This window comes from Marivita sp. S2033 (genome assembly GCF_046592965.1).
Taxonomy (GTDB): domain Bacteria; phylum Pseudomonadota; class Alphaproteobacteria; order Rhodobacterales; family Rhodobacteraceae; genus Marivita.
In genome coordinates this window covers 546,945-572,014 of sequence record NZ_JBISBV010000001.1, presented here as the reverse complement: position 1 = coordinate 572,014, position 25,070 = coordinate 546,945, and the positions used below count along the sequence as shown (strand labels likewise).

Annotated in this window: 18 protein-coding genes; 11 read left to right on the top strand and 7 right to left on the bottom strand. The window is 59.6% G+C overall.

Going from position 1 to position 25,070, the window contains the following annotated elements:
- Entirely contained in the window at nt 1-4,080 is a 4,080-nt protein-coding gene (locus tag ACGKZZ_RS02675; protein WP_411221883.1) for a translocation/assembly module TamB domain-containing protein, read from the top strand.
- On the opposite strand, the gene ACGKZZ_RS02670 is transcribed toward ACGKZZ_RS02675, so the two are convergent.
- The gene (locus ACGKZZ_RS02670; protein WP_411221882.1) at nt 4,074-4,997 is read right to left on the bottom strand and encodes a zinc ABC transporter substrate-binding protein; all 924 of its coding nucleotides are present in this window, start codon (nt 4,995-4,997) and stop codon (nt 4,074-4,076) included. The genes ACGKZZ_RS02675 and ACGKZZ_RS02670 overlap by 7 nt on opposite strands.
- A 69-nt stretch (nt 4,998-5,066) precedes the next feature.
- Between ACGKZZ_RS02670 and ACGKZZ_RS02665 the strand changes: the two genes are divergently transcribed.
- From ACGKZZ_RS02665 to infB, 7 genes are all read left to right on the top strand, one after another.
- Nucleotides 5,067-5,543 carry a Fur family transcriptional regulator gene (locus tag ACGKZZ_RS02665; protein WP_411221881.1) on the top strand — a complete coding sequence of 159 codons (477 nt, stop codon included), beginning with the start codon at nt 5,067-5,069 and terminating at the stop codon, nt 5,541-5,543.
- Complete coding sequence (locus ACGKZZ_RS02660; protein WP_411221880.1) at nt 5,540-6,271, top strand: ATP-binding cassette domain-containing protein; 732 nt, start codon at nt 5,540-5,542, stop codon at nt 6,269-6,271. Before ACGKZZ_RS02665 ends, ACGKZZ_RS02660 begins: the two co-directional genes overlap by 4 nt.
- Nucleotides 6,268-7,074: an iron chelate uptake ABC transporter family permease subunit gene (locus ACGKZZ_RS02655; RefSeq protein ID WP_411221879.1), complete on the top strand. Its 807-nt coding sequence runs from the start codon at nt 6,268-6,270 to the stop codon at nt 7,072-7,074. Before ACGKZZ_RS02660 ends, ACGKZZ_RS02655 begins: the two co-directional genes overlap by 4 nt.
- A gap of 133 nt (nt 7,075-7,207) precedes the next feature.
- Nucleotides 7,208-7,777 (top strand): ribosome maturation factor RimP, encoded by a 570-nt coding sequence (rimP, locus tag ACGKZZ_RS02650; RefSeq protein WP_411221878.1) that lies wholly within the window; start codon nt 7,208-7,210, stop codon nt 7,775-7,777.
- Between the two features lie 5 nt (nt 7,778-7,782).
- Nucleotides 7,783-9,477: a transcription termination factor NusA gene (gene nusA / locus ACGKZZ_RS02645; RefSeq protein ID WP_411221877.1), complete on the top strand. Its 1,695-nt coding sequence runs from the start codon at nt 7,783-7,785 to the stop codon at nt 9,475-9,477.
- 34 nt (nt 9,478-9,511) lie between these two features.
- Complete coding sequence (locus ACGKZZ_RS02640) at nt 9,512-10,159, top strand: RNA-binding protein (protein WP_411221876.1); 648 nt, start codon at nt 9,512-9,514, stop codon at nt 10,157-10,159.
- The gene (infB, locus tag ACGKZZ_RS02635) at nt 10,156-12,642 is read left to right on the top strand and encodes a translation initiation factor IF-2 (RefSeq protein WP_411221875.1); all 2,487 of its coding nucleotides are present in this window, start codon (nt 10,156-10,158) and stop codon (nt 12,640-12,642) included. Before ACGKZZ_RS02640 ends, infB begins: the two co-directional genes overlap by 4 nt.
- A 289-nt stretch (nt 12,643-12,931) precedes the next feature.
- Here the strand turns inward: infB and mutT are convergent, their stop codons facing one another.
- The 3 genes from mutT to ACGKZZ_RS02620 are packed head-to-tail and all read right to left on the bottom strand — an operon-like array spanning nt 12,932 to nt 15,418.
- On the bottom strand, nt 12,932-13,330 hold the full coding sequence (mutT, locus tag ACGKZZ_RS02630) for an 8-oxo-dGTP diphosphatase MutT (protein ID WP_411221874.1): 399 nt from the start codon (nt 13,328-13,330) through the stop codon (nt 12,932-12,934).
- Between the two features lie 3 nt (nt 13,331-13,333).
- Entirely contained in the window at nt 13,334-14,563 is a 1,230-nt protein-coding gene (gene argJ, locus ACGKZZ_RS02625; RefSeq protein ID WP_411221873.1) for a bifunctional glutamate N-acetyltransferase/amino-acid acetyltransferase ArgJ, read from the bottom strand.
- Nucleotides 14,564-14,566: 3 nt separating this feature from the next.
- Nucleotides 14,567-15,418: a peptidylprolyl isomerase gene (locus tag ACGKZZ_RS02620; RefSeq protein ID WP_411221872.1), complete on the bottom strand. Its 852-nt coding sequence runs from the start codon at nt 15,416-15,418 to the stop codon at nt 14,567-14,569.
- A gap of 175 nt (nt 15,419-15,593) precedes the next feature.
- Between ACGKZZ_RS02620 and secA the strand changes: the two genes are divergently transcribed.
- The 3 genes from secA (at nt 15,594) to ACGKZZ_RS02605 (ending at nt 20,947) form a co-directional block, all read left to right on the top strand.
- Nucleotides 15,594-18,293, top strand: a complete 2,700-nt coding sequence (secA, locus tag ACGKZZ_RS02615) for a preprotein translocase subunit SecA (RefSeq protein WP_411221871.1) — start codon at nt 15,594-15,596, stop codon at nt 18,291-18,293.
- Nucleotides 18,294-18,397: 104 nt separating this feature from the next.
- Nucleotides 18,398-19,363 (top strand): translocase, encoded by a 966-nt coding sequence (locus tag ACGKZZ_RS02610; protein ID WP_411221870.1) that lies wholly within the window; start codon nt 18,398-18,400, stop codon nt 19,361-19,363.
- Between the two features lie 24 nt (nt 19,364-19,387).
- On the top strand, nt 19,388-20,947 hold the full coding sequence (locus tag ACGKZZ_RS02605; RefSeq protein WP_411221869.1) for a substrate-binding domain-containing protein: 1,560 nt from the start codon (nt 19,388-19,390) through the stop codon (nt 20,945-20,947).
- On the opposite strand, the gene radC is transcribed toward ACGKZZ_RS02605, so the two are convergent.
- The 3 genes from radC to dnaK all read right to left on the bottom strand — a co-directional run bounded on the left by radC (nt 20,944) and on the right by dnaK (nt 24,897).
- Nucleotides 20,944-21,687 carry a RadC family protein gene (gene radC / locus ACGKZZ_RS02600; RefSeq protein ID WP_411221868.1) on the bottom strand — a complete coding sequence of 248 codons (744 nt, stop codon included), beginning with the start codon at nt 21,685-21,687 and terminating at the stop codon, nt 20,944-20,946. The two genes, ACGKZZ_RS02605 and radC, sit on opposite strands and share 4 nt — an antisense overlap.
- Before the next feature lie 67 nt (nt 21,688-21,754).
- Nucleotides 21,755-22,894 carry a molecular chaperone DnaJ gene (gene dnaJ / locus ACGKZZ_RS02595; RefSeq protein WP_411221867.1) on the bottom strand — a complete coding sequence of 380 codons (1,140 nt, stop codon included), beginning with the start codon at nt 22,892-22,894 and terminating at the stop codon, nt 21,755-21,757.
- 77 nt (nt 22,895-22,971) lie between these two features.
- Nucleotides 22,972-24,897: a molecular chaperone DnaK gene (gene dnaK, locus ACGKZZ_RS02590; RefSeq protein WP_411221866.1), complete on the bottom strand. Its 1,926-nt coding sequence runs from the start codon at nt 24,895-24,897 to the stop codon at nt 22,972-22,974.
- Between the last annotated feature and the right edge of the window lie 173 nt (nt 24,898-25,070).

Here is a 25,070-nt window from a genome sequence, read left to right as displayed (position 1 = left end):
ATGCGATTGATAGCAGCACTCCTTATCTTTCTATGCTTGCCGGTCCTGGCACATGCACAGGACGACGACGATCCCGGCTTTCTGGCTGGCAAGTTGCAGGACCTTCTGTCCGGAGCCGGGCGCGACGTGCGCATCCGCGGTTTTGAAGGCGCGCTGTCGAGCGAGGCCAGCATCGCGCTCATCGCGATTTCCGATGCTCAGGGCGAATGGTTTCGCGCCGAGAACGTGGTGCTCGACTGGAACCGCTCTGCGCTCTTGCGCGGTAGGGTGGAGGTGACCGCATTTACCGCCGACAGCATCGTCGTTGCGCGCGCTCCGGACAGCGGCCCTGATGTGCCGAGCGCGGAAGCGACGCCCTTCACCATTCCCGACTTGCCAGTGTCGGTTCAAATCGGGCGCATCGAGGCGAAATCGGTCGTGCTGGGAGAACCTCTTTTGGGTGAGCAAGCGGAATTTACCGTCACCGGGTCCGCCGGACTGGCGGACGGCGGGGCCGATATCCAGTTCGATCTTGTTCGCGTTGACGGGACCGAAGCCCAGATCCAGTTGGCTGCAAGCTATGATCCCGACGCGCGCCAGTTGTCCGTCGATCTGAACGCCGAGGAGGCCGCTGGCGGGATTGCCGCGAGGTTGTTGGGCATCCCGAACGAGCCATCGGTTGCCCTGACGGTACAAGGTCAGGGGTCGATCGAAGACTTCGAAGCCGACATTGAATTGGCAACAGACGGAGAACCCCGGATTACCGGCACAGTTGCCATTCTCGCTCCGGAAGATGCGGGAGGATGGGACGTGCAGGTGGACATCAGCGGCGACCCGACGCCATTGGTGAGCGAGAACGTTCAGGACTTCTTTGGCACTGACATCGCGCTTAAGGCGCGGGTGACGCGCGATGCGTCAGGGCGAACCGAATTGCCGCAGTTCGAATTGAACGCCAATGCGCTGTCGCTGGAAGGCAGTGCCGCAATTGCGGCGAATGGTTGGCTTGAAGCACTGGATGCTACGGGACGACTGGCCAATCCCGACGGAGGCCCCGTCATTTTGCCCTTTGGCGGAGGCGACACACAAGTCGCGTCGGTCACTTTCGATGCTGAACTGGACGAGCAGTTGCGTTTCGATGCGAAACTTGAGGATTTCTCCAACCCGGCAGCGTCGCTGGAGGCGTTGACACTCACCGGACGCGGCGAACTGGATCAGGAAGCCTTTGCCGAAAGCGGCACCTTCGCCCTTGATCTGACCTGGCAAGCTGACGCCTTGAAACTGAGCGATCCGGCTTTGGCGGAGGCTGTCGGCACAGACCTGAACGGCGCAGCGCGGGTGGATTATCAAAGCGGTGAGCCGATCCAGATCACCGGTTTGCAGGCCAATGGCGAGGATTTCGGTCTGAGCGGAACGGCGCAATTCGACACCGAGGCAACGATTCCCCTCACGTTGGATCTCAAGCTGGTGGCAGAGAGCATCAGCCGGTTTTCGGCGCTGGCCGGGCGCGACCTTGGTGGGCGGGCCGAAGTGACGATCGACGGTCGGGTTGCGCCGATTTCCGGCATGGCCGATCTGGTGATCGACGGTACAACGGTTGATCTGTCCGTCGGTCAGGAGATTGCAGACAGGGTGCTTGCAGGCGTCGGATCGGCGCGCATCGACGTGCGGCGCGACGAGACCGGCACAACCTTGCGAACCGCGCGCATTGTCACTCCGGCCGCCCAGATCGAAGCGAGCGGCACGATCACCAGCGAGGAGACGTCGCTTACTCTGAACGGCGACATCAGCGCTCTGAACGACGCGTTCCCCGGAGAAGCTTCTGGTGCCGCGAAACTCGAAGGTTCTGTCCAGTTGGCTGGAACGCAATTGCGCACAGCAGAACTTAACGCCGATCTGAGCAACATGTCTGGGCTTGTCAGACTGCCGGTTGCGGGTGGCGTGACGCTTCAGAATGGAACGGTCGAGATCGTTGCCGCGGGCGGGCCGGACGGCACATGGAACGCCGACATCCGCGCCACCGATCTCCGCTCGCCTATGGTGAGCGCGGCATCGTTGAGCGTGACAGGCGATGGCGCGGTGCGGCAGGCTGAAACCGGCGGTCTGGTCTCGGTGAGCGGTGATCTGAGTGCGGGCGGTTCGAACATCTCGCTGGCGGACGCGCGCTTTGCGCAAGCTGTCGGACGCAACCCCACCCTCACAACGCGCTTTGCCTGGGTGCAGGATGAACAGCGGCTGACGCTGGACAGTTATTCACTCAGCACCGGCGCAATCGACGTGACCGGAACGGCAAGTGTCTCGCAGGCACTGTCGGAGCCTGACGCACAATTTTCGGCGCAGGTGGTGGCTGACAGCCTTGCGCCCCTATCTGGCCTCGCAGGCCAATCGCTTCGCGGACGCGCCACGATGGATGTGAGCGGATCTTATAAAGACGGTGGCGATTTCGAAGTTTCGGCGAATGGCCAAGGCACCGGGCTTGGCATCAACAACGCCATTGTGGACCGACTTCTGGCGGGAACTACGCGGTTCGACCTGTCGGCCGCCGGGCAAAACGGCGCTTTGGATGAGGTGTCGGCGGAAGTCGTCAATCCCGAGATAAATGCCAAGGTCAGTGGCTCGCTCAGCGACCTGGAGATTGACGCTCGCCTTCGCAATGTCGGCCTGATCGCGCCCGATTTTCAGGGTGCTCTGGAGATAGACGGCACCGTTCGGCAGATGAACGGCGGATATGGCGTGGACGTCGATCTGGATGGTCCCGGCGGCACAACGCTTTCGGTCGAAGGTCGCGTCCAGAGCGCAGAGAGCGCGAGCCTGCGGATCAACGGACTGGCACCCCTTGGCTTGGCCAACGCGTTCATCGAGCCGCGTCGTCTCAACGGTCAGGCGCGGATTGATTTGTCACTGAACGGGCCGCTGGCGTTGTCCAGCCTGTCGGGCACCATCACGCCGTCGCAGGCCGAGATGAGCGCACCGACGCTGGGCATCATCCTGAACCCGATTGACGGGCAAATCCGTCTGCAAAACGGAGCCGCGCAGATTGATCTGGCGGCGCAGGGCAACAATGGTGGATCGGTTGCCGTGAATGGACGTCTGGGTCTGGAATCGTTTGACACAAATATCACGGCGACGCTCACGCGGTTCGGGATCAGGGACGTTTCCCTCTACGACACCAGCGTCGATGGCACCGTGAACATCACCGGGACGATCGGACGCGATCTCTTGATTGGTGGTAATTTGCGGCTGAACGAGACCGAAATTCAGGTTCCGACAACCGGCGTTTCGGCGCTAAGCGACATACCTCCGATTGATCACATCGGCGCGACACGCCCCGTCATGCGGACAATCGCGCGAGCGGACCTCGAAACGGATAAGAACGGCAGTGAAACTGCTGCGCCCAGCAGGTCAAGCACCCGGTTGGACCTGACCCTGACCGCACCCGGACAGGTGTTTGTGCGCGGTCGCGGGCTGGATGCCGAGCTTGCCGGATCGCTGCGCCTGACCGGCCCGACGTCCGACATCGTGCCGCAAGGTGGGTTCGAACTGGTGCGCGGCAGGCTCGATATCCTGAACCAGCGTCTTACTCTGGACGAAGGGCGGATACAGTTGAGCGGCAGTTTCAATCCGATCTTGCGCTTTGTGGCAAGCACGCGGGCAAGTAACGGGATCCAGGTGCGGATCATTCTGGACGGCCCCGCCTCCTCGCCCGATATCACGTTCACGTCCACACCCGAGTTGCCGGAAGACGAAGTTCTGGCTCAACTGCTGTTCGGGCGCGATTTGTCGAGCATCTCGGCATTGCAGGCGCTGGAATTGGCAAATGCGGTGGCCACGCTCGCCGGGCGAAGCTCTGGCGGTATTTTGTCGAATTTGCGCGAAGGGTTCGGGCTGGACGATCTGGACGTGTCGCAAACCGAGGAAGGCGGCACGGCGGTTCGTGCCGGCAAATACATTTCAGAGAATGTCTATTCCGATGTGGTTGTCGAAAGTGGCGGGCGCACTGAAATCAATCTGAACCTCGACATAACGTCGGATATTTCAGCGCGCGGGAGCGTGGACAATGACGGGAATTCTTCGCTCGGCGTGTTTTTCGAGCGCGACTACTGAAGGCATTCTGCAAAGCGTTGGGCCATATCGCGGATAAGCGCGGGATAGAACGAGACACCCGGCGAAAGGCTTGCCCCAAGCGGGTCGAGTTCAATGGATTTCGCTGGCGTCCCATCGATCACGGTGCGCACCAATCGGTCATTGAATTGCGGCTCGGAAAAGACACACACGACCCCCTGTTCGCGGATTATCGACTGGATGCCGGCGATGTGTGACGGGCCGGACGAGGCCGCGTCGCTTAGAGCCAGGGCTCCCATTGAGTGCAGGTCGAACGCGGCTTCGAAATAGTGATAAGCGTCGTGGAACACCACGAAAGGACGGCCAGCAAGCGGGGTGAGAAGATCGCGCGCCGTGGTGACTTCTTTTGCAATCTGCGACTGCGCGTCACTGGCGTTCGCGTCGTATTGCGCGGCGTGTTCAGGATCGATTGATTTCAGCGTTTCGGCAATCCGGGCCAACCAGACCGTCGCATTTCCGGGGTCGAGCCAGGCATGGGGGTCGGTCGTTGCCGCATGGTTGTCATGGGCGTGATCGTGCTCGTGCGGTTCGAATGCGTCGCTGTCGCGGAAGGGCAACCTGTGAGTTTCGTCAAGATCAAGCAGCGCGACCATGAGTGCGCCGTCAGCAAGACTATCGAGCGGACCTTGCAGCCAGGAGGTCAACTGCGGACCGACCCAAAAAACCACATCCGCGTTCTGCAAGGCGGCGGCGGATGAGGGCCGCATCGCATTTGTGTGCGGGCTGTCTGTGGGCTGGATCAAAAGCACTGGCTCTGCAATTCCCTCCATCACCATGGACACCAACCCGTGTACCGGCGCGATATCGGTCACAACGCGCGGTGTATCCGCCTGCACAAACGAGAATGGCAGGCTCAGCGTCAGGGCGATCAGGATCGGGCGCAGCATATGGGTATCCATGAAATTCAGGGTTCGAACTTGAGCTTTGTAATGTAATATCATAACAGTCTCGTCAAGCAGGAGATTGAGATGACCACAATCGGATTTTCAGAACACGACCATCGTTCGTGCATCTCTCAGTCGGTGCGCGAGGTTGAGGCGCGGTGCGGAGCGGCACGGTTGCAGTTGACACCGGTGCGGCGGCGGGTGCTGGAAATCCTGTTGCAGGAGCATCAGGCGCTTGGCGCATATGACATTCTGGACGTGCTACGCCGCGAGGGGCTTGGGTCTCAGCCGCCTGTCGCCTATCGGGCGCTGGATTTTCTGGTAAAGAACGGCTTTGCGCATAAAATCGAAAAGTTGAACGCTTTTGTCGCATGCGCTCATCCAGGGAAGGACCACGCGCCGGCATTCCTGATCTGTCGGGATTGCAACGGCGTGGCCGAGGCGCAGGGCGCGCAGGTCGCGCTTGATGAGAGCGCGCAAAAGACCGGGTTCAGCATCGAGAGCATGACCATCGAATTTGAAGGTCTGTGCCCGAACTGCCAGCGAGGGGCAAGCGCATGAGCCTGATTGACGCGCATGGCGTCAGCGTCCGCCTTGGCGGCGCGACGATCCTGTCGAACGTGACCCTTTCGATTGATGCCGGAGAGATCGTCACCATCGTCGGGCCGAACGGGTCGGGCAAATCCACGTTGCTGAAAACTCTGCTGGGCGCGATCGAGCCAACGAGAGGACATGTGGACAGGACTGAAGGTCTGCGGGTCGGCTATGTGCCGCAAAAGCTGCACATCGACCCGACGCTGCCCCTACCCGTCTTGCGGTTTCTCAGCCTGCCGACGCCAGTTCCGCGCGCACAGTCGCTTGACGCGCTGGATCGCACGGGCGTTGCCGCTCTGGCTGATCGGCAATTGTCGGATCTGTCGGGCGGCCAGATGCAGCGCGTTCTGCTGGCGCGGGCAATTCTGAACGATCCGCAATTGCTGGTTCTGGACGAAGCCACGCAAGGCCTGGATCAGGCAGGATCCGCGGCGTTCTACCGCTTGATCGAAGAAATCCGTGCGGACATGGGCTGCGGCGTCTTGATGGTGAGCCACGAATTGCACGTCGTCATGGCCGCGTCGGATCGCGTGATTTGTCTTAACGGCCATGTCTGTTGCGAAGGCGCGCCCGAGCATGTGGCAAGCGCACCGGAGTATCGCGCGTTGTTCGGGACAGGCACGCAAGGCGCTTTGGCCCTATATCGTCACGAGCACAATCACAGCCACGATCACGCGCATGAGGCGGCGGAATGAGTCTCGACAGCTTCCTGTGGCGGGCCGGTTTGGCCGGTGTTGGTGTTGCCTTGGCCGCAGCACCCCTGGGGTGTTTCGTCGTCTGGCGGCGCATGGCCTATTTCGGCGATGCCACCGCCCACGCCGCGATTTTGGGGGTCGCCTTGGCGGTGTCGTTCGATCTGCCGGTTTTTCTTGGCGCTCTGTTGGTGGCTCTGGCGATGGCATCGTTGGTCACGTCGCTCTCGGCGCGCAACGTCGCCGTCGACACGGTGCTGGGCGTTCTCGCCCATAGCGCGTTGGCGCTTGGGATCGTTGCGGTGTCGTTTCTTGACGGGGTGCGGATTGATCTCATGGCGTTTCTGTTTGGCGACATCCTGGCGGTCAGCCGATGGGATCTGGCGATCATCTGGGCCGGCGCTCTGGCGGTTGTCGCGCTGTTGGCGTGGCGATGGTCCGCATTGCTGACGGCCACGCTGAACGAGGATCTGGCGCGGGCATCGGGGATCGACCCGGCGCGCGAAAAATTGATCCTGACGGTGACGCTCGCGGTGGTCGTCGCGGTGTCCATCAAGGTGGTGGGCGTGTTGCTGATCGGAGCGATGCTGATCGTGCCCCCCGCGGCGGCGCGCGTCTTTGCCAAGACGCCCGAGCAGATGGTGCTTCTGTCAGGGATCATCGGCGCGACATCGGCATTGGGCGGATTGGCGGTGTCTTGGTTCTACGACACGCCGACCGGCCCGACCATCGTCAGCGTAGCCGCCGCGATCTTCATCATCTGCAACAGTCTTGGGCTTTTGGTGCGCGCTCGGCAGGGCAACTGACAAAAGCCCTTGCAGACTCGGGCAACGGTTCGTATATGCACATCAACAGCGGCGTGTTGGCTTCGGTCGGCACCCACCGAAACTTGTAACGGGCCGCGCGCCCGTTTTTTTGTGTTTGGAGACCTGCACGACAATGTCTGACTTGATCGCAAAAGCCGCGATAGACCGCCGATTGGCCGAGATCGTGACCCCTGTCATCGAAGATATGGGGTTCGAACTTGTGCGCATTCGTCTGATGGGCGGCAAGATCGCGACGCTTCAAATCATGGCCGAACGGCCCGAAGGCGGGATCGAGGTGGATGAATGCGCCGCCATCAGCACGGCGGTGAGCGCAACGCTGGATGTCGAAGATCCGATCCTCGACACCTATACGCTTGAAGTCTCATCACCTGGAATCGACCGGCCTCTGACCCGCCTCAAGGATTTCGAGACGTTCGAGGGGTACGAGGCCAAGATCGAGACCTCTGAATTGATCGAGGGGCGCAAGCGCTTCAAGGGTGTTCTTGCCGGGGTCGAAGGCGATGAGGTTCTGATCAACATCGAGGAAGGCACTGTCGGCCTTAAATTTGAATGGCTGGACGATGCCAAGCTGGTTCTGACCGACGAGCTGATCAAGGAAATGCTGAAGGCGCGTAAGGCTCAAGGCTTCGACGAGAAAAATTTTGACGACGTGATCGAGGCCGAAGGGCCCGAAGAGGAGTAACACCGATGGCAATCACCTCCGCCAACCAGTTGGAACTGTTGCAGACCGCAGAAGCGGTGGCGCGCGAAAAGATGATCGACCCCGGTCTGGTCGTCGAGGCAATGGAAGAAAGCCTCGCCCGCGCCGCGAAGTCGCGCTACGGGTCCGAAATGGACATCCGCGTGTCGATTGACCGCAAGACAGGCCGCGCGACATTCACCCGCGTGCGCACCGTGGTCGAGGATGAAGAGCTTGAGAACTATCAGGCCGAATTCACCTCCGAGAGCGCCAAGCCCTATTTCCTTGCTCCCAAACCGACCCAGAACGCGGTCTGGCTGCGCGATGGCGCGCCGATCACCGAATTCTCCGGGGCGGCGCAGGTTGGGGATACCTTTGTCGAGGAAGTGCCGCCGGTCGAGATGGGCCGCATCGCCGCACAATCTGCCAAGCAGGTGATCCTGCAAAAAGTGCGCGAAGCGGAACGCGACCGTCAGTTCGAGGAATTCCAGGATCGTGCTGGCACGATCATCAACGGCGTGGTCAAGCGCGAGGAATACGGCAACGTCATCGTCGATGTGGGCCGGGGCGAAGGCATCCTGCGCCGCAACGAAAAGATCGGCCGCGAAAGCTATCGCAATGGCGACCGTATCCGTTGCTACATCAAGGATGTGCGCCGCGAGACGCGTGGGCCGCAGATCTTCCTGTCGCGCACTGCGCCTGAATTCATGGCCGAGCTCTTCAAGATGGAAGTGCCTGAAATCTATGACGGCATCATCGAGATCAAGGCAGTTGCCCGTGATCCGGGATCGCGCGCCAAGATCGCGGTGATTTCCTATGACGGCTCGATTGATCCTGTCGGCGCCTGCGTCGGTATGCGCGGCAGCCGGGTTCAGGCCGTGGTGAACGAGCTTCAGGGCGAGAAGATCGACATCATCCCGTGGAACGAAGACGTTCCGACCTTCCTTGTGAACGCGTTGCAGCCCGCAGAAGTCAGCAAGGTCGTTCTTGATGAGGACGCCGAGCGGATCGAGGTTGTGGTTCCGGACGAACAGCTGAGCCTTGCCATCGGCCGTCGCGGTCAAAACGTGCGTCTCGCATCGCAGTTGACCGGTCTTGATATCGACATCATGACCGAGGAAGAAGAATCGGCGCGTCGTCAAAAGGAATTCGAAGAGCGCACGCAGCTCTTTATGGATACGCTCGATCTCGACGAGTTCTTTGCGCAGTTGCTGGTCGCCGAAGGCTTCACCAATCTCGAAGAGGTGGCCTATGTCGAGGTTGACGAACTGCTGGTGATCGACGGTGTTGACGAAGATACCGCCGCCGAACTTCAGACCCGCGCCAAGGAACATCTTGAGGCACAGGCCCGAAAGGCGCTGGAAACCGCGCGCGAGCTTGGCGCCGAGGATAGCCTGATCGACTTTAATGGGCTGACGCCGCAAATGGTCGAAGCGCTGGCAAAAGATGGTGTGAAGACGCTTGAAGATTTCGCCACCTGCGCTGATTGGGAGCTGGCGGGCGGCTGGACCACCGAGAACGGTGAGCGCATCAAGGACGACGGTTTGCTCGAGCCGTTCGATATGTCGTTGGAAGAGGCGCAACATCTGGTGATGACCGCCCGTGTTCTTCTGGGTTGGGTCGATCCGACAGAACTCGAGGACGACACCGAAGACGACGACGAAGAGATTGACGAGCTGGACAGCGCGGATGAACAAGCCTGATCCGCGCTTCTTTTGAACGAGGACGACCACACGCATGACACGCGGCGGAAAAAACAAGGACAGGGAAAGCGGCCCGGAGCGCAAGTGCATTGCGACCGGAGAGGTGCGCCCGAAATCCGAGATGATCCGCTTTGTGGTCGGACCTGACAATGTTCTCTGCCCCGATCTGGCCGGTAAACTGCCTGGTCGGGGAATTTGGGTTTCCGCAACCCGCGCAGCTCTTGAAACGGCTGTAAAAAAGAACATGTTTCATCGTGCGGCGCGCACCGAATTGCGTGTGTCCTCCGATCTTGTGGAGACGATAGAGCAGCAGCTTGCACGTCGGGTTGTTGACCTGATAAGTTTGAGCCGTAAATCGGGACTTGCTGTCTCTGGCTACGAAAAAGTCAAAGGCGAACTGTCCAAGGAAACTGCCGAAGTGCTCTTGCAGGCCGAAGATGGCTCCAGCCGCGGCAAATCGAAACTAAGCACACCGCATTTTGGCCATTACATAGGCTGGCTGACGGCGGATGAGCTTGGAATGGCCTTCGGGCGACAAACTGTGATACACGCGGCGCTTGGTGCTGGTGGACTCACGCAACGTGTTGTAGAGGAGGCCCAAAGATTGAAGGGCTTTCGCATCGGAACGTCTGATGCAAAGACAGCGGCAGGGGTCGCTGGGAAGGAAAATAGAGCTAAATGAGCGATAACGACGGCAAAAAGACGTTGGGTTTGCGCGGCGGTCCCCGTTCCGGGAACGTGAAGCAGAGCTTCAGCCACGGACGCACCAAAAACGTTGTGGTAGAGACCAAGCGCAAGCGCGTTGTGGTGCCCAAAACGGGTGCGTCAAAACCAGCATCGGGCGGGTCGGCAAGTGCCGCCGTCGCCGCGGCTGGCAGCAAACGCCCGGCGGGTATTTCAGACGCAGAGATGGAGCGCCGTCTGAAGGCGCTACAGGCAGCCAAGGCGCGCGAGAGCGAAGAAGCCGCTCAACGCGAAGCCGAAGAGAAAGCCCGCGCTGAAGAGCGTGACCGGATGCGTGCCGAGAAGGAAGCCAAGGACCGCGAACAGCGCGAGGCCGAAGAGCGTGCGCGCAAGAAGGCCGAAGACGAAGAGCGCAAGGCACAGGAAGCCGCGGACGCGGCCAAGCAGGCCGCCGCAGCTCCGGTCGAAGCGCCAGCCGCGCGTCAGCCTTCCGGCGGCCCGAAGCCGTCGCAAGCCGCGCCGCGCAAGACCGATCGCGAGCGCGATGGTGGCGGACGCCGCAAGGCGGACGATGGCGGCGGTCGCCGCTCGGGCAAGCTGACACTGAACCAGGCGTTGGGTGGCGGCGGTGGCCGTCAGAAGTCCATGGCCGCGATGAAGCGCAAGCAAGAGCGCGCGCGTCAAAAGGCAATGGGCGGCAGCCAGCCGCGCGAAAAGATCGTGCGGGACGTCAAACTGCCCGAGGCGATCAGCGTGGCCGAGCTTGCCAACCGTATGGCCGAGCGCGTGGGTGACGTGATCAAATCGCTGATGAACAGCGGCATCATGGCGACTCAGAACGAGTCGATCGACGCGGATACCGCCGAGCTCATCATCGAGGAATTCGGTCATAAGGTGACCCGCGTTTCGGATTCCGACGTTGAAGATGTCATCAACGAGGTCGTGGACGCAGAAGACGATCTGAAGCCCCGCGCGCCTGTGATCACGATCATGGGCCACGTCGATCACGGCAAGACCTCGCTTCTTGACGCGATCCGCGATGCCAATGTGACCTCAGCCGAAGCCGGCGGAATCACGCAGCATATCGGTGCCTATCAGGTCAAGACGAAGGACGGCGCGCTGTTGACGTTCCTCGACACTCCGGGTCACGCGGCGTTCACGTCGATGCGCTCGCGCGGTGCGCAAGTGACGGATATCGTGGTGCTGGTGGTTGCTGCCGACGACGCGGTGATGCCGCAGACGGTGGAGGCGATCAATCACGCCAAGGCGGCGAAAGTGCCGATGATCGTGGCGATCAACAAGATCGACAAACCAGCCGCGAACCCGACCAAGGTGCGCACCGACCTGTTGCAACACGAAGTTGTGGTCGAGCAGATGTCGGGTGACGTGCAGGATGTCGAAGTCTCGGCGATCTCGGGCCAGGGTTTGCCCGAACTGCTGGAAGCCATCGCGCTTCAGGCAGAGATCCTTGAACTTAAGGCGAACCCCGATCGCGCCGCACAGGGTGCGGTGATCGAAGCACAACTTGACGTGGGCCGTGGACCTGTTGCGACCGTTCTGGTTCAGAACGGAACACTGCGTCAGGGAGATATCTTTGTCGTCGGCGAACAGTACGGCAAGGTGCGAGCTCTCATCAACGATCAGGGCGAGCGCGTGAAAGAGGCCGGACCGTCGGTGCCTGTCGAGGTGCTTGGCTTGAATGGCACGCCCGAGGCGGGTGACGTTCTCAACGTCACCGAGACCGAGGCTCAGGCGCGCGAAATCGCGGAGTACCGTGCCAACGTCGCCAAGGAAAAGCGCGCGGCGGCTGGTGCAGCGACCACGCTGGAACAGTTGATGCAGAAGGCCAAGGACGACGAAACCGTCTCCGAGCTTCCGATCCTCGTCAAAGCGGACGTGCAAGGCTCTGCCGAAGCGATCGTTCAGGCGATGGAGAAGATCGGCAACGACGAAGTGCGCGTGCGGGTCCTGCATTCCGGTGTCGGCGCGATCACCGAGACGGATATCGGACTGGCCGAAGCTTCAGGCGCACCTGTCATCGGGTTCAACGTGCGGGCCAACGCCTCGGCGCGCAACACGGCGAACCAGAAGGGCGTCGAGATTCGCTATTACAGCATCATCTACGATCTCGTGGACGATGTGAAAGCGGCGGCTTCCGGCCTGCTCAGTGCCGAGATCAAAGAGACCTTCATCGGCTACGCGCAAGTCAAAGAGGTCTTCAAGGTGTCCAACGTCGGCAAGGTCGCCGGTTGTCTAGTCACCGAAGGTGTCGCACGTCGCAGCGCCGGTGTTCGCTTGTTGCGTGACAACGTGGTGATCCACGAGGGCACGCTCAAGACGCTGAAGCGCTTCAAGGACGAAGTGCCCGAGGTTCAATCGGGTCAGGAATGCGGTATGGCGTTCGAGAATTACGAGGATGTGCGTCCGAACGATGTGATCGAGATTTTCGAGCGGGAAGAGGTCGAGCGCGCGCTCGACTGATACCTGACTGCAAACAAGCATGAAAAAAGGGGCAGCGCTGGCGTTGCCCCTTTTTTTTGTATCAGGCCGCCTTAAGAACCGGCGGGCCTACGAAAATGCGGTTTCCAACTCGAATTGATATACGCCCGTCAGGCAAGGTTGCCTCAAGAGTCCCCTGAACGGACATGCAGCTTCCGACAGTGATTGTTTTCAACATGTCAAATCTCCCCATAGGTCTGACAGCTTCGAGATAATACCTGGGTTCGTCCTTGGCCAGAACAAAGCCTCACGTGTCGCCTTGGCCGTTGCGTTACAGCCAGTCTCGCAGGATGGGAATCAGCGGAATGTCCGCGGGCGGCATGGGATATTCCTTGAGTTGATTGACCCGCACCCATTTCAGCGCCTGACCTTCCTTTGATTGCGGTGTTCCCTGCCACTTTCGGCAGGCGAACAGTGGCATCAACAGGTGAAAGCTGTCATACGCATGCGACGCAAAGGTCAACGGTGCAAGACAGCTCTCCCATGTGTCGATCCCGAGTTCTTCCTGCAACTCGCGGATCAAGGCGCGTTCCGGGGTTTCGTCGGCTTCTACTTTGCCGCCGGGGAACTCCCAAAGGCCAGCCATCGCCTTGCCTTGCGGTCGTTGCGCCAGAAGAACCCGCCCGTCCGGGTCGATCAGAGCCACTGCGGAGACCAGAACAACGCTCATCTGCTAGGACCGGTAATCCGCGTTGATCGTGATGTAACCGTGGGTCAGGTCACAGGTCCAGACCGTGGCTTGTCCTTCGCCGATCCCAAGATCAACAGTCATCTCGATCTCTTGCTCCTTCATCACCGCTGCGCCTTGTTCTTCGCGGTAATCGGGATGCACCCAGCCATCTTTGGCGACGGTCACATCACCGAAGGCAATGCCGAGCTTGTCTCGGTCGGCGGCGGCACCGGATTTACCGATCGCCATGACGACGCGGCCCCAATTCGGGTCTTCGCCCGCAATGGCGGTTTTGACCAACGGCGAGTTGGCGATCGACAGGGCGTGCGTCTTGGCGTCGGCGTCATTCAAAGCGCCCTTGACGTGGATCGACACGAATTTCGTGGCGCCTTCGCCATCGCGCACGACTTGATGGGCAAGATCGCGCATGACGTCGCTTAACGCTTCTTTGAACGCGACCGTGTCAGCCGTCACGTCAACGCCAGACGCACCGGTTGCCGCGACCAGAACGGTGTCGGATGTCGAGGTGTCGCTGTCGACAGTGATGCAATTGAACGTCTTGTCGTTGATTTGTGACACCAGCGACTGCAAATCGCTTTGGGCAATCCTTGCGTCGGTAAAGATATAGACCAACATGGTCGCCATGTCCGGAGCGACCATTCCTGACCCTTTGGCGATACCGGCAATCGAAACACGCCCTTCCGGCAAATCGACTTCCGCCGAGGCTCCTTTGGCGAACGTGTCGGTCGTCATGATGGCCTTGGCGGCGGCCGCGATCTGTGCCGCGTCGACCGATCCGGCAAGTTCGGCGATCTTGGCATTGATGCGATCATGCGGCAGACGCTCTCCGATCACACCGGTGGAACTTGTGAAAACGCGCGACGCGGGAAGTCCGGTCACACGCGCCACTTCTTCGCAAATTGCCTTGACCGAGGCATCTCCGGCGCGACCGGTAAAGGCGTTCGAATTGCCCGAATTGACGATAATCGCGGCACCTGAATCATCATTTATGCCAATTTTGGCCTGGCAATCCAACACATTGGCAGATCGCGTCGCTGATTTGGTAAACACGCCCGCGACACGGGTTCCGGGATCAAGCAGCGCCAACATCACATCGGTTCGATCCGCGTATTTCACCCCGGCAGCAGCGGTGGCAAAACATGCGCCTTTGATAACTGGCAGGTCAGGAAACCGTTTCGGCGCAAGCGGTGAGACCGATGTGATCTTGGCCATGTTTTACTTCTCCAGCAGTTCAAGATTGCTGAGAACCGACGTGTCCACGTCTTCCTTGGCGGTGCGGGTGATGTCGGCACTTGCAGTCAAATCCTCAAGCGCCTTGTTGACGGCTTGCTGGCTCAACTGGCCTTCGATTTCTGCGCGCACCGCGTCAAGCTCGGGCGCTTCCTTGTTGCGCTTTTCATTCAGCGTGATCACGTGCCAGCCAAATTGCGATTGCACCGGGTCGGACACCGCACCGATTTCCATGCGTTCAACGGCGGTCTGGAATTCCGGCACCATCATGCCGGGTCCGAACCAACCAAGCTCACCCCCATTGGGGCCGGACGGGCCGGTCGATTTCTCCCTGGCGATCTCGGCAAAGTCAGCGCCGGCCTTGATCTCTTCCGCGATTGCGGCGGCTTCTTCCTCGGTTTCGACAAGAATATGCGACGCGTTAAATTCCTCTGTCGGCTCCCCTGCGAGGTAGGCTTCGTCGTAGTAGGACTGCACCGCTTCGTCGGTGACTGCATCCCCAACGATGCCTTCGACAGCCTGTGCCGCCAACAGCGCGCGCCGCTCGTTTTCCAGCGCCAGCGCGATGCGACGATTGTCTTCGCCTTCGCTTTGCTGGCTCAACACGGTCTGTTGTACGATCTGGTCCAGGATACCGTCCCACAACACTTCGTCGGGCAATTGCTGATACTGCTCGGGCAGCGCGGCACGGATCATCAACATATGACCGAGCGTGATCTCGGTGCCGTTGATGGTCGCCATGACGCTGTCGGCGGTCGGTGTATCTTGCGCCTGCGCAGGCAAAGCCAGCATGATCGCAAATGCGCTTGCAGACAATTTAGTGATGAGATTCGACATCGCTTGTTCCTTTCCGGGGCCACCGCAGCTACGGGTGACGTTGACACTGTATTTCCCTGACCTTACATCGCCTGAAGGCTCTGCAAGGCCGGTCGTTCCCCTGTGACATATGGGCTGTGTGCGAAACGGGCAAGCAGATGCCGCACACGAAGATGTCAAACCTGAAAGAGAGACCATGCTGGGATTAGGTAAAGTCGCGCGCAAGGTGTTCGGAACGCCGAACGACCGCAAAGTCAAGGCGACGCGTCCGCTGGTCGAAAAGATCAACGCATTGGAACCGGAATTCGAAAAGCTGAGCGATGCGCAGCTGATCGAGAAAACCGCCGAATTCAAGGCGCGGGTCTCAAACGGTGAATCGCTCGACGATCTTCTGCCGGAAGCCTTTGCGAATTGCCGCGAAGCCGCCAAGCGGGCCTTGGGCCTGCGGGCATTCGATGTGCAGCTGATGGGTGGGATATTCCTGCATCAGGGCAACATTTCCGAAATGAAAACCGGCGAAGGCAAGACGCTGGTCGCCACCTTCCCCGCCTATCTCAACGCGCTCACCGGGCGCGGTGTGCATATCGTCACCGTCAACGACTATCTCGCGCGGCGCGATTCCGAGTGGATGAGCAACGTCTATGGCGCGCTGGGTCTGACAACGGGTGTGGTCTATCCGCGCCAGCCGGATGCCGAAAAACAAGCCGCGTACGCCAGCGACATCACCTATGCCACCAACAACGAACTGGGCTTTGATTATCTGCGCGACAACATGAAGTCAGAGCTGAACCAGATGTATCAGCGCGACCATTTTTTCGCCGTGGTGGACGAGGTCGACTCGATCTTGATTGACGAGGCGCGAACGCCGTTGATTATTTCAGGCCCGTCACAGGATCGCAGCGAACTCTATGTCGCCATCGACAAGATCATTCCGCTGCTGACAGACGAGCATTTCACCATCGACGAAAAGACGCGCAACGTCACGTTCACCGATGAGGGCAACGAGTTTCTTGAGCAAACCCTGCAAGACCAGGGCGTGCTGCCTGAAGATCAGTCGCTCTACGACCCCGAAAGCACCACGATCGTGCACCACGTCAATCAGGGACTGCGGGCGCATAAGCTGTTCCAGCGCGACAAGGATTATATCGTTCGCGATGACGAGGTTGTGCTGATCGACGAATTTACCGGCCGCATGATGGCCGGTCGGCGGCTGTCAGAAGGTTTGCATCAGGCAATCGAAGCCAAGGAAGGCGTTGATATCAAGCCCGAGAACGTCACGCTCGCCAGTGTCACGTTCCAGAATTACTTCCGTCTCTACGAAAAACTGTCGGGCATGACAGGCACCGCCGTCACCGAGGCCGACGAATTCGCCGAGATTTACGGGCTTGGCGTTGTCGAGGTGCCGACCAACCGCGAAATCGCGCGGATCGACGAAGATGATCGTGTGTACCGCACCGCGCAGGAAAAATACGACGCAATCGTCACCGAGATCAAAGGGGCGCATGAAAAGGGCCAGCCCGTTCTGGTGGGCACGACGTCGATCGAGAAATCCGAAATGCTCAGCCAATTGCTGGAAAAGGCAGGGCTGAAGCACAACGTTCTGAACGCGCGTCAACACGAGCAGGAGGCGCAAATCGTCGCTGATGCCGGCAAGTTCGGCGCGGTCACAATCGCCACCAACATGGCCGGTCGCGGAACCGACATCAAATTGGGCGGGAATGTCGACTTTCAGATCATGGAAGCGATCGCCGCCAACCCCGATGCTGACCCCGAAGAACTGCGCAAGAAGATCGAAGCCGAGCATGGCGCCGACGAACAAGCGGTCAAGGACGCCGGTGGATTGTATGTTCTGGCAACCGAACGGCACGAAAGCCGCCGTATCGACAACCAGCTGCGCGGCCGCTCGGGCCGTCAGGGTGATCCGGGGCGATCCTCATTCTTTCTGAGCCTAGACGACGATCTGATGCGCATCTTTGGTTCCGAGCGGCTCGACAAGGTTCTGTCGACACTTGGTATGAAAGAGGGCGAGGCGATCATTCACCCTTGGGTCAATAAGTCACTGGAGCGCGCACAAGCCAAGGTCGAGGGGCGCAACTTTGACATCCGCAAGCAATTGCTGAAATTCGACGATGTGATGAACGATCAGCGCAAGGTGATTTTCAGCCAACGCCGCGAGATCATGGAAGCACAGGATCTGGCCGAAGTGGCACAGGACATGCGCCATCAGGTGATCGACGATCTGATCGACACCTATGTTCCTCCGAAAACATATGCCGACCAGTGGAACACCGAAGGGTTGCAAGCCTCCGTGAAAGAACTGGTGGGGTTTGACGCGCCGGTTGTCGAGTGGGGCGATGAAGAAGGTGTGGACCGCGAAGTGATCCGCGAACGGCTCGAAGAGGCGTCGGACGCGTTCATGGACGAAAAGGCCAAAGCCTTCGGCCCGGACACGATGCGCCAGATCGAAAAGCAGGTGTTGCTACAGACCATCGACGGCAAGTGGCGCGAGCATCTCCTGACGCTCGAACACCTGCGGTCCGTCGTCGGGTTTCGCGGCTATGCCCAGCGCGATCCCTTGAACGAATACAAATCCGAAGCGTTTCAACTATTCGAATCAATGCTCGATTCGCTGCGCGAAGATGTCACCAAGCAACTTGGTCAGATCCGCCCGATGTCCGAAGAAGAACAGCGCGCGATGATGGAACAACTCGCGGCGCAGCAGGCGGCGATGTCGAAAGCTGCCGATCAACCGACCGCTTCAGACGATCGGGACAGCAGCGGTGTCGACGGCTTTGACGAGAACGATCCGACGACCTGGGGGAACCCCGGCAGAAACGATCTTTGCCCATGTGGATCAGGCAAGAAATTCAAGCATTGTCATGGGAAACTTACATAATCTCGTGCCACAAAGCCGACGCAAAGTGACCAAATCCGCGCCCTAGGTGCACCCGAATCGCGTGACAGACACATCCTTGCAGTTAACGCATCGGGGAGTCTGCCATGATTCGGAAAGCTTCTGTCCTTATCGCCGCCGGAACGGTTGTCGCAGCACTGGGCATTGGCGCAGCGATGCAATACCTGCCCTCGTCGGGTACGCCAGCGCGATCGGTTCAGAAGCAACTCGTGATGTCAGACGTTCAAGAGGTGTCATCGACACCCAAAGCGCCGGTTCCGCTTGATGTTCCGGTCACGGTCGCTTTGCCGACGTCGCTCGTAAGCAACACGGCCGCCTTGGGAACCGCGCCCCGGATCGATCTGCCGAAAGCGCCGGTGGAGAGCGGCTTTTCCTGCGACATCGACCTCACCGCCACCGCCACTGCCGGCGCGATGCTCTCGGTCACGTTGCGCGCGCCCTGTCACGGAAGCGAACGTGTGACACTGCATCATAGCGGCTTGATGTTCACCGACGTGATGCAGCCCGACGGCAGCCTCAGCGTTGACATTCCGGCGCTGTCGGAACGCGCGCTGGTGATCGCTTCGTTTCTTGACGGCACCGGCGCTGTTGCACATGCAGAGGTCAGCACAATTCCGTTTTACGACCGTGTTGTGCTGCAATGGCGCGGCGACGCCGGATTGCAATTGCACGCGCGCGAGTTCGACGCGCAGTACTTTTCGGATGGTCACATCTGGCAAGGCGCCAATTTCGACGCAAGCCGCGCCGCAACTGGCGACGGCGGCTTTCTTACCAGATTGGGTCAACCAGACGCCCCCGACGCTCTCTTGGCCGAGGTCTACACTTTCCCCACTGGCGTGACCGAGTCCTCTGGCACCGTCACTTTGACGGTCGAGGCGGCAATTCAAGCCTCTAATTGCAACACGGTCGTCGAGGCACAAACGCTTGAACTTCGCCAAGAGCACGACCTGAAGTCGCGGGAGTTGACGATTGATGTGCCTGGCTGCGACACGGTCGGCGATTTCTTGATGTTGAAAAATGTTGTTGAAAACCTGACAATCGCCGCAAGGTAATCGGGCGCTTCAAAGGCATACTCCATGAGACATTTTCGTGCGGCACTTGGGGCCGTACTTTTCCTGCTCGTTTCGGGCTTACCGGCGGTTGCGGATGACGTGACCCTACGGTCACGGGACGGCGCGATAGAGCTTTCCGGTACGCTTCTCGGCTTTGATGGAGAATTTTACCGGGTTGAAACCCGCTACGGTGAACTGACCGTCGATGGCTCAGGCGTATTGTGCGAGGGGCCCGGTTGCCCATCGCTGGTCAATTACGTGGCCGAATTGTCAATCTCGGGGTCCTCGACAATCGGAGAGGTGTTGATGCCCGCACTGGTCGAAGGATTTGCGCTTCAGAATGGTCTTACGTCCGAACGCATGATCGGTGATGAGACACATTTCGAATATATCCTGTCCCAACCCAAATCGGGCGCAAGGGTGGGCCGCTTCAGCTTTCGCGTTTCCAGCACTGACGAGGGCTTTGCCGATCTTCTCGCCGATGAGGCGGACCTGGTGATGGCGCTGCGCGAAATACGCCCCGGCGAACTGGCGCTTGCCGCCGAGGCCGGTTTGGGCGAACTGGATGACGTGAACCGAAGCCGGGTCCTTGCGCTAGATGCGATGACAGTGATCGTATCGCCTACAAATCCGGTTTCTGCGATATCTATCACCGATCTGGCGCGTGTTTTATCGGGCGAATTCGAAAACTGGCGCAGTCTGGGTGGGCCTGATGCGCCCATATCGGTGCATTTGCGCGACGCCCAATCCGGCATCGCGCAGGCGGTCGAGGACCGCATCCTGCGTCGTGCGTCGGTGAGGTTGTTGGACACTGTACGCCGACATGCAACCAACACCGACCTCGCTCGCGCGGTGACCGAAGATCAATTGGCCATAGGCATCTCCAGCCATTCCGAGATCGGCAACAGCAAGCCGCTTGCACTCACCGGAACCTGTGGGTTTTCGTTGCGCGCCAACCGGTTGACGATCAAGACCGAAGACTACCCGCTGACCGCACCGATGTTTTTATACGTTCCAGCCCGCCGCCTGCCCAAGCTGGCGCGGGAATTCCTCGCCTACACGCGCACCGGCCCGGCGCAGATCATCTCCCGTCGCGCAGGATTTGTGGATCAGGCACCCGAAGAAATTGCACTGAACGTTCAAGGCGATCGATTTGCCAACGCGATCCGGACGGCCGAAGGTGAGGACGGTTTGGAGACACTCAAGCGCATGGTCGACACGCTGTCGCCGCTGCGGCGGCTGTCCACATCGTTTCGGTTCGAACCCGGTGCGGCCCGGCTCGACGCACAATCGCGGTCCAACGTACAGCACCTCGCACACACCATTGAGGCCGGTGTTTATGACGGGCGTCAAATGGTCTTCGTCGGGTTTTCGGACGGGGCCGGGCCTGCATCAAGTAACCTCGATATCGCGCACCAAAGGGCACACGCGGTAAAAACGGCCGTCGAGGCGGCGGTGGAAACGTCCAGCCTCTCTCAGGTACATCTGTCGACGGATGCCTTTGGCGAAGCGATGCCAATGGCATGTGACGACACGCGCTGGGGTCGGCAGGTGAACCGACGTGTTGAGGTTTGGGTTCGCTAGATCAGACCGTCCGAGCGAAAGCTGGTTTCCCGCGATTTGCCGACGATCAAATGGTCGTGCACCGACAGGCCCACCGCTTCGCAAGCGCGGACGATGTCTTGCGTCATCGTGATATCGGCCTGCGATGGCGTAGGATCGCCCGAGGGATGGTTGTGCACCAGGATCAGTGCCGACGCATTCAGATCAAGCGCGCGCTTGATCACCTCGCGCGGGTAGACGGGCACATGATCGACCGTGCCTTTGGCCTGCATTTCATCGGCGATGAGCACGTTCTTGCGATCCAGAAACAAAATGCGAAATTGCTCGGTTTCTCGGTGCGCCATGGTTATTCGGCAATACTCCAACAGCGCGTCCCAGCTTGAGATTACTGGCTTTTGCAGAACCCGCGCCTGTGACAAACGATGTGCCGCAGCTTCGACCAGTTTGAGATCAACCGCCACCTCGTGCCCGACGCCTTGCACCTCTTTGAGACGTTGGATCGGCGCCGAGATGACCCGATTGAAATCGCCGAACGTTTCGATAAGCCGGTATGCAACCGGTTTGACATCGCCGTTCCGGATTGTGCGGAACAGCAAAAGTTCCAGCATTTCATAATCCGGCAACGGCTCTGGCCCGCCGACGAGAAACCTGTCTCGCAAGCGTTTCCGGTGACCCGCAATATAGGACGGAACACGTGGTTTGGCCGGGATCGGTGCCGGCGCCTCGAATAGTGATGCCTGAGTGTTAGAGAACTGCGTCATAGCCGCAGAATGGACCTGCGACGCTTAAGAAAGCACTAACGGCCCCGCATTTTGCGGAGCCGTTGGACTAGCCTTTCATGGAATCCCAAAAACCTTTGACGGATTTGAAAAAGCTTTTCGATTCCGGGTTGTTGTCTTCGCTGAGATCTTCGAACTCGCGCAACAGTTCTTTCTGTTTCGAGGTCAGGTTGACCGGCGTTTCAACCGCAAGTTCGATGAACATATCACCTTGCCCCTGACCGCGAAGCGATGGCATCCCCTTGCTGCGAAGGCGCATCTGGCGGCCCGACTGGCTGCCATTGGGGATCGACACGCGGCTGCGGCCACCGTCGATTGTGGGCACCTCGATGGTGCCGCCGAGCGCGGCCACGATCATCGAAACGGGCACGCGGCAATGGAGATGCACGCCGTCCCGCTCGAACAGTTTGTGCGGTGCTACTTCGATGAAAATGTAAAGATCGCCCGGAGGCCCGCCGCGCAAGCCCGCCTCGCCCTCTCCGGCCAGTCGAATGCGCGTGCCCGTTTCGACGCCCTTTGGAATGTTCACCGAGAGTGCGCGTTCCTTGTTGACCCGACCGGCCCCGGCGCAGGTCTTGCAGGGATTTTTGATCGTCTGACCAAGCCCCGAACAGGTCGGACAGGTGCGTTCAACGGTGAAGAACCCCTGCGTCGCGCGCACCTTTCCCATACCCGAACAGGTCGGACATGTGGTGGGTTCGGCGCCGCCCTCGGCACCCGAACCGGAACAGGATTCGCACTGGACGGACGTTGGCACCTGGATCGTTTTCTGCAACCCGGCAAAGGAATCTTCGAGCGTTACGCGCAGGTTGTATCGCAAGTCAGCCCCACGCGCGGCGCGCTGACGGCCACCGCCACGTCCTCCGCCGCCCATGAAGTCGCCGAAAAGGTCATCGAACACATCCGAGAAGGCGCTCGCGAAATCGCCTTGCCCGCCGCCGTGGCGTCCGCCACCCATGCCACCTTCAAAAGCCGCATGCCCATACCGGTCATAGGCAGCCTTTTTTTCGGCATCCTTCAGAATCTCGTGTGCCTCGTTGGCTTCCTTGAACTGGGCCTCGGCATTCGGATTGCCGGAGTTCCGGTCGGGGTGAAGCTCTTTCGCCTTTTGGCGATACGCCTTCTTGATCTCATCGGGCGAAGCGCCTTTGGACAGGCCGAGCACGTCGTAATAGTCACGTTTGGACATCAATCCCTCCATCTACGGAACGAAAGAGGCCGGCCCGATGGTCGGTCCGGCCCCTGATCGGTTCCGCCCAACAAGCGTTAGGCGCGCTTGTCGTCGTCGAGATCTTCGAAGTCGGCATCAACGATGGTGTCATCGTCCTCACCGCCTTGCTGCGCATCAGCCGCAGACGGCTCTGAGTCGCCGCCATCCTGCTGCGCCTTGTAGATTGCCTCACCAAGCTTCATCGCAGCTTCGGTGACGTTCTGGATACCCGACTTGATCTTGTCAGCCGTGGTCTTCTCATCTTCCAGATCGTCCTTCAGAGCCGCAACCGCCAGTTCGATGGCTTCGACAGTCGTCGGGTCAACCTTGTCGCCGTGATCTTCGACCGATTTCTCTGTCGAATGGATCAGGCTTTCCGCCTGGTTGCGGGCCTCGACCATCTCGCGACGTTCCTTGTCGGACTCGGCATTGGCTTCGGCATCCTGAACCATCTTTTCGATGTCGGATTCCGACAGACCGCCGGACGCCTGGATCGTGATGTTCTGCTCTTTGCCGGTGCCTTTGTCCTTGGCGGACACGGACACGATACCGTTGGCGTCGATGTCGAACGTCACCTCGATCTGCGGCATACCGCGCGGTGCTGGCGGGATGTCCTCAAGGTTGAACTGACCCAGCATCTTGTTGTCAGACGCCATCTCGCGCTCACCCTGGAACACACGGATCGTCACGGCGTTCTGGTTGTCTTCGGCGGTCGAGAAGATCTGGGACTTCTTCGTCGGGATCGTCGTATTGCGGTCGATCAGGCGGGTAAACACGCCACCCAATGTCTCGATCCCCAACGACAGCGGTGTCACGTCAAGCAACACAACGTCTTTCACGTCACCCTGAAGAACACCGGCCTGAATGGCGGCACCCATCGCGACAACCTCGTCAGGGTTCACACCCTTGTGCGGTTCCTTGCCGAAGAACTTGGTCACTTCGTCGAACACCTTGGGCATCCGGGTCATACCACCGACCAGAACCACCTCGTCAATGTCTGACGTCGACAAACCCGCATCTTTCAACGCAGCCTGACACGGCTTGAGAGACGCCTTGATCAGATCGCCGACAAGGCTTTCCAGCTTGGCGCGGGTCAGCTTCATGACAAGGTGCAGCGGCTGGCCGGTTTTTCCATCCATCGAGATGAACGGCTGGTTGATCTCGGTCTGGCTCGAAGAGCTCAGCTCGATCTTGGCCTTTTCCGCAGCTTCCTTGAGACGCTGCAACGCCATCTTGTCCTTGGTCAGGTCGACGCCGTTCTCTTTCTTGAACTCGTCAGCAAGGTAGTTGACGATGCGCATGTCAAAGTCTTCACCGCCAAGGAACGTGTCGCCATTGGTGGATTTCACTTCGAACAGGCCGTCGTCAATCTCGAGAATGGTGACGTCGAACGTACCCCCGCCAAGGTCATAGACTGCGATCGTGCGCGCTTCTTTCTTGTCGAGGCCATAAGCCAGAGCGGCCGCTGTCGGCTCGTTGATGATCCGCAGCACTTCGAGTCCGGCGATCTTGCCGGCATCCTTGGTCGCCTGACGCTGGGCGTCGTTGAAGTACGCAGGAACGGTGATCACCGCTTGCGTGACTTCCTCGCCAAGATAGCTCTCGGCGGTTTCCTTCATCTTCTGCAAAATGAACGCAGACAGTTGCGAGGGCGAATACTTGTCACCCTTGGCGCGCACCCATGCGTCGCCATTGCCGCCGTCGATCACCTCGAACGGCATGTTCTTGCGGTCTTTGGCCAGATCCGGATCGTCATTGCGACGACCGACCAGACGCTTGACACCAAAGACGGTGTTCTCCGGGTTCGTCACGGCCTGCCGTTTCGCAGGCTGACCGACCAGACGTTCATCGTCGGTAAATGCGACGATGGACGGTGTCGTGCGCGCCCCTTCGGAGTTTTCGATTACGCGCGGTTGCGATCCATCCATGATCGCGACGCAGCTGTTTGTTGTACCAAGGTCAATACCAATCACTTTGGCCATGTTTTTCGATCCCTTCATATCTTAAGGCGATGTCGCGAGACGATGACCCGTTCCGGCATCCCGCCCCGCAGTGAGTTCCGCCAAAGACTTTCATCTTCAGCAGGTCCGCTGGGTATATAAGGAGGCAACACTACGCCTGCAAGCATCGCAGCTACCCTGAATTTCTGAAAATT